The organism is Kitasatospora sp. NPDC001683 (genome assembly GCF_053596495.1).
The window spans coordinates 1-4,642 of record NZ_JBSFGK010000201.1; the positions used below are offsets into that span (position 1 = coordinate 1).

General features: G+C 72.8%; 1 protein-coding gene. It reads right to left on the reverse strand.

Features of this window, described 5'->3' with window-relative positions:
- Positions 1 to 4,622: beta-ketoacyl synthase N-terminal-like domain-containing protein (locus ACWCYO_RS40300; protein WP_449787012.1), on the reverse strand; the 4,622-nt coding region annotated here is incomplete at its 3' end.
- Positions 4,623 to 4,642 lie beyond the last annotated feature (20 nt).

Below are 4,642 nucleotides of genomic sequence, written 5' to 3' on the forward strand. Positions count from 1 at the left end.
GAGGAGACCGCCGCGATACGCGGCTCGTGGAACGTCAGACCCTCCACCACCGTGCGGAAGTCCTCAAGCATCGGCCCCATCAGCGGCGAATGGAAGGCATGGCTCACGTCCAACCGCTTCGTCCGCCGACCCGCCAGCCCCTCGATCACCTTCAGGACCTCGGCCTCGACGCCCGAAACCACCACCGACGTCGCCGAGTTGACCGCCGCAATCCCCACACCCTCGGTCAGCAACGGCGTGACCTCGTCCTCGGCGGCCTCGACCGCGACCATCACCCCGCCCTCGGGCAGGGCATCCATCAAACCGGCACGGGCACGCACCAGCCGGCACGCATCCACCAGGTCCAGCACACCCGCCACATGCGCCGCCGCGATCTCACCCACTGAATGCCCGACCAGCACAGTCGGGGTAACGCCCCAGGACGACAACAACCGGAACTGCGCCACCTGCAACGCGAACAACGCCGGCTGCGCCATCCCCGTACGCCCCAGTCCCTCACCCGACACGACCGCCTCCGCCACCGGCAGGCCGAGCTGAGCACACACCTCGTCGAACGCCGTACGGAAGACCGGGAACGCCTCGTACAACTCCCGGCCCATCCCGACCCGCTGACCACCCTGGCCCGCGAACAGGAAACCCACACCAGCCGTAGCGGCGGCGTCGGCCAACACCGGCTCAGCGGAAAGGAGTTCCTCCCGGTCCGCACCCAGCAGCACCGCCCGGTGCGCGAACACCGACCGCGACGTCACCAGCGACCAACCCGCATCCACCGGATCACCAGCGAACGACGCCGCCTGCTCCAGCCGCGCCCGCAACGCCTCCGGCGACCGCGCCGACACCACCCACGGCACCACCGGCATCCCAACCCGACCACCAGCAACCTCGGTTACCGGAGCCGGGTCACCCTCCTCCACGATCACATGCGCGTTCGTCCCACTCGCACCGAAGGCCGACACGCCGGCTCGCCGGGGCCGCTCCCCCGCCGACCACTCCCGGGCCTCCGAGAGCAGCTCCACCGCCCCCGCGTCCCAGTCCACGTGCAAGGTCGGCGCGTCCAGGTGCAACGACCGCGGCAGTACACCGTGCCGCATCGCCATCACCATCTTGATCACACCCGCCACACCGGCGGCCGCCTGGGTGTGCCCGATGTTCGACTTGATCGACCCCAGCCACAACGGCCGGTCCGCCTCACGTTCACGCCCGTACGTCGCCAACAGCGCCTGCGCCTCGATCGGGTCCCCGAGCCTCGTGCCCGTCCCGTGCGCCTCCACCGCGTCCACCTCGGACGCCGCGAGCCCCGCCGACGCCAACGCCGCCCGGATCACCCGCTCCTGCGAAGGCCCGTTCGGCGCCGTCAACCCATTGCTCGCACCGTCCTGGTTGACCGCACTGCCCCGCACCACCGCGAGCACCTGGTGCCCATTGCGCCGCGCATCCGAAAGACGCTCCACGAGCAGCACACCGACACCCTCGGACCAGCCCGTCCCGTCCGCATCGGCCGAGAACGACTTGCACCGCCCGTCCGGCGCCAACCCGCGCTGGCGGGAGAACTCCACGAAGGTGCCGGGGGACGACATCACCGTCACCCCGCCCACGACGCCCAGCGAGCACTCGCCGTTGCGCAGCGCCTGCGCCGCCAGGTGCAGCGCGACCAGCGAGGACGAGCACGCCGTGTCGACCGTCAGCGTCGGCCCGGTGAACCCGAAGGTGTACGCGATCCGGCCCGCCAGGACGCTGGCCGCGTTGCCGGTCATGAGGTATCCGTCGACGCCGGCCGGAACGCGCGTCATCGTGGTGGCGTAGTCCTGCCCGTTGCCGCCGATGAACACCCCGGTCCGGCTGTCGCGCAGGGCCGTGGGGTCGAGGCCGGCCTGCTCGAAGGCCTCCCAGGCGGTTTCGAGCAACAGCCGCTGCTGCGGGTCCATGCCCAGCGCCTCGCGCGGCGAGATGCCGAAGAAGCCCGCGTCGAACTGGGGTGCGTCGTGGAGGAAGCCGCCTTCCGCCGTGTAGCTCTTGCCCGACGCGGTGGCGTCCGGGTCGTACAGGTCCTCCAGGTTCCAGCCACGATCGGTGGGGAACGGCGAGATCACGTCGAGGCCGTCGGCGACGACCCGCCACAGGTCGTCCGGCGAGCCGACCCCGCCGGGGAAGCGGCAGGCCATGCCGACGATCGCCATCGGCTCGTCACTGACGGCGGCCGCGACCGGCGCGAGTTCCTCGCTCGCGCCGAACAGTTCGGCGGCGAGGTGGTCCCCGATGGCCTCCACGGTGGGCCGGTCGAAGGCGAGCGAGACGGAAAGCCGCAGGCCGGTGCGCGCGTTCAGCCGGTTGCGCAGGTCGACGGCGGTGAGCGAGGTCAAGCCGAGTTCGGTGAAGGCACGGGCGGTCTCCAGCGACCCGGGGTCCGGGTAGCCCAGGACGCCGGCCACCTCGGTCCGGACGAGTCCGAGGAGCGCCTGCCTGCGGTCCGCCTCGGTCAGGCCGACCAGCCGCTCGCGCAGCGCCCGGGCGTCCGCGCCGAGGAGGGACCTGACCTCGGGCAGCTCCGCCACGAGCCGGTGGGGACGCGCCACCGTCGGCGACGAGACCACCTGCGACCAGTCCACGTCGGCGACGATGGCCTGCTCCCGGTCGGCGCTGATCAGCCGCAGGGCGTCGCCCAGGGAGAGCGGACGGAAGCCGAGCGCCCCCTGCCCGGTCTCGTCCGGCCCGATCGCGACCGCCGTCCCGGGCAGGCCGAGCGACCGGCGGTGCTGGATCACCGCCTCGGCGGCGACCTGGGTGACGCTGGGCGCGGGAGCACCGCCGATGACGCCGACGGCGGAGGAGAGGACCAGCAACGGCCTGTCGCCGGCCCATTCGTGCAGTTCCCAGAGCCGTTCCCGCCGCGCGGTGACCAGGCTCTGCCACTGGTTCGCGGTCAGCGGATCCGTCTCCCAGCGGTCCTCGTCGAGGAACACGACGGTACTGTCGGCGAGTTCCGCACGGCTGGTGCCGTTCCACGGCAGCACCTCGACGCGCGCCGGCAGCTCGATGGCCTCGGCCACCTCGCCGACCAGCACGACCCGGTCGGCCCCCGCGCCGAACAGCCAGTCCGCGAGCACGCCCGTCCGGGCCCCGAGGTCGCCGACGACCGCGACCGTGCCGCTCAGGTTCACCGCGCTGCCGCCGGGCCGCGCGCTCCGCAGCCGCCGGGTCAGGAGCCGCCCGGACCGCACGGCCACCTGGTCGTCGCCGTCCCGGCCCGCGGCCAGCAGGTCCCACAGCCGTGCCCAGTCCGGCTCGCCCGGCTCGGCGGGCAGGTCCACCACACCGCCCCAGCCGTCGGCCTGCTCCCAGGCGAGCACCCGGGCGACCGCCCAGGGGCCGATGCCGTCCGGATCCACCGGTTCGTCGGTCGCCACGGCCACCGCGCCGTGGGTCAGGGCCCACACCGGCACCGTCTCCAGCGCCCGCACCACGTCCACCAGGGCGCCCACCTGCGGACCGAGCAGGGAGACCGCACCGGCGAGCGGCCGGTCCCCGACCGCCTCGCGCAGCCGGTCGACGACGGCGGGCCCGTCGAGCGGGCCGACCTCCACGCGGACGACCTCCTCGGCAGCGGCCTCGATGCGTCGCGCGGCCGCCGCCAGGACGTCGTCCCGATCGCGCGCGTCCGACGCGAGGACCAGCCAGGTCCCGGGCAGCGCGTCCCGGCGCGGCAGCTCGAGCTGTTGCCAACCCACCTGGTAGAGCCAGGAGTCCTGGGAGAAGGGCGTGGCGGCCCGGTTGGTCGGGGCGGGCTTCAGCCAGTAGCGCTCGCGCTGGAAGGGGTAGGTCGGCAGGGCGACACGCTGAGGGTCGTGAGGGGCGAACAGGGCCGGCCAGTCGACGTCAGCGCCGTGGACGAAGGCGTGCGCCAGCGCGGTGACCGCCTGCCGGTACTCACCGCGGTCCTTGCGCAGCACCGGGACGGCGTTGTCCGCGAGGGCGGACAGCACACCGTCCGGGCCGAGCTCCACCCAGGCACCGGTGTTGGCGACTTCGAGGGCGTCGGCGAAACGGACCGTACGGGACACGTGCTCGACCCAGTACTGCGGCTGCGACCACTCGCCCTCCACCGGACGGCCAGTGACCGAGGAGACCGCCGCGATACGCGGCTCGTGGAACGTCAGACCCTCCACAACCGTGCGGAAGTCCTCAAGCATCGGCTCCATCAGCGGCGAGTGGAAGGCATGGCTCACGTCCAACCGCTTCGTCCGCCGACCCGCCAGCCCCTCGATCACCTTCAGGACCTCGGCCTCGACGCCCGAAACCACCAGCGACGTCGACGAGTTGACCGCCGCAATCCCCACACCGCCGGTGAGTAACGGCGTGACCTCGTCCTCGGCGGCCTCGACCGCGACCATCACCCCGCCCTCGGGCAGGGCGTCCATCAAACCGGCACGGGCACGCACCAGCCGGCACGCATCCACCAGGTCCAGCACACCCGCCACATGCGCCGCCGCGATCTCACCCACCGAATGCCCGACCAGCACCGACGGACTCACGCCCCAGGACGACAACAACCGGAACTGCGCCACCTGCAACGCGAACAACGCCGGCTGCGCCATCCCCGTACGCCCCAGGCCCTCACCCGACACGACCGCCTCCGCCACCGGCA